This window comes from Kitasatospora sp. NPDC057518, from assembly GCF_042802075.1.
Classification (GTDB): domain Bacteria; phylum Actinomycetota; class Actinomycetes; order Streptomycetales; family Streptomycetaceae; genus Kitasatospora.
This window is the reverse complement of record NZ_JBHVEU010000796.1, coordinates 1-1,368: the sequence shown is the minus strand read 5'-3', so window position 1 is coordinate 1,368 and position 1,368 is coordinate 1. Positions and strand designations below refer to the sequence as shown.

Genomic DNA, 1,368 nt, shown 5'->3' with positions numbered 1-1,368 from the left:
ACCCGTGGACCGCCGACACCGCCCAGACCGCGCTGCGCGAGGCCGCCACCGACGCGGGCGTCGCCCTGCTCTCGGTGCGCCGCGAGACCCGCTGGGAACACCTCGACTCGCTGGCCCGGGCGATCATCGCCGGCCCGGACGCCCCGGACGCCCCCGGCGCCCCCGAGCCCAACGCGGGCGACCTCTTCTCCCTCGCCCAGACCGTCGCCGTCCTCACCAACGGCATCGTCTCGATCGAGGACACCTCCAGCCGGGTGCTGGCCTACTCCCGCTCCTCCGACTCCGACGAGGTCGACGACCTGCGCCGGCTGTCCATCCTCGGCTGGCAGGGCCCGGAGCCGTACCTGTCCAAGCTCCGCGAGTGGGGCATCTTCCAGCACCTGCGCAGCTCGGACACCCCGATCGCGGTCGAGCCGCACCCCGAGCTGGGCCTGCGCCGCCGCCTCGCGGTCGGCATCCGGGCCGGGGCGCAGCCGCTCGGCACCATCTGGGTGCAGGAGGGCGCCCAGCCGCTGGCCCCGCTGGCCGAACAGTCCCTGGTCGGCGCCGCCCGGGTCGCGGCCGCCCAGCTGGTGCGCCGCCGCCGGGAGCTGTCCGCCGACGTCCGGCTCACCCAGACGCTGCTGACCGGCCTGCTGGAGGGCTCCACCGGCCCCCAGTCGCTCGCCACCCACCTCGGCCTGGACCTGCGCCGCCCGGCCACCGTGCTGGCCTACAGCGCGCACACCACCGACGTGCTGCACCGCTCCGACGTCACCGGCCTGATCTCGGTGCACACCGCCGCCCGGCACCGCACCGCGCTGCTCGCCCCGATCGAGTCCCGGGTGTACGTGCTGCTGCCCGAGCTGCCGCCCGGCCTGCCGATGACCACCGTGCGCGACTGGGCCTTCGAGGTGGTGGCGGCCGCCCGGGAGCACCTCGGCGTCCCGCTGCGCGCCGCGATCGGCTCGACCGTCGACGGCCTGGCCCAGGTCCCCGACTCCCGCGCCCAGGCGGACCGCATCCTGGACGCGATGGGCCGCGGCGGAGTGGACCTCGACGTCGCGGCACTGATCGACGTCCAGGCGGAGGTGCTGGTCAGCGAGATGCTCGCGCTGCTCCAGGAGCGCACCGGCCTGCGCGACCCGCGGCTGACCGCGCTCACCGCGTACGACCGCCGGCACGGCACCCGGCTCGCCGAGTCGGTGCTGGCCTGGCTGGACGCGCTCGGCGAGGTCCGGGTGGCCGCGGACGCCCTGCACATCCACCCCAACACCCTGCGCTACCGGGTGCGCCGCGCCGAGCAGTTGACCGGCATCGACCTCGCCCAGCCGCAGCAGCGGCTGCTGGCGATGCTGCAACTGCGGCTGCCCGCGGACGAGTAGTCCG

At 76.0% G+C, this 1,368-nt stretch carries 1 protein-coding gene; it reads left to right on the top strand.

From position 1 onward, the window contains the following. Positions 1-1,364: PucR family transcriptional regulator (locus ACFU7Z_RS39455; protein ID WP_380782990.1), on the top strand; the 1,364-nt coding region annotated here is incomplete at its 5' end. Positions 1,365-1,368 lie beyond the last annotated feature (4 nt).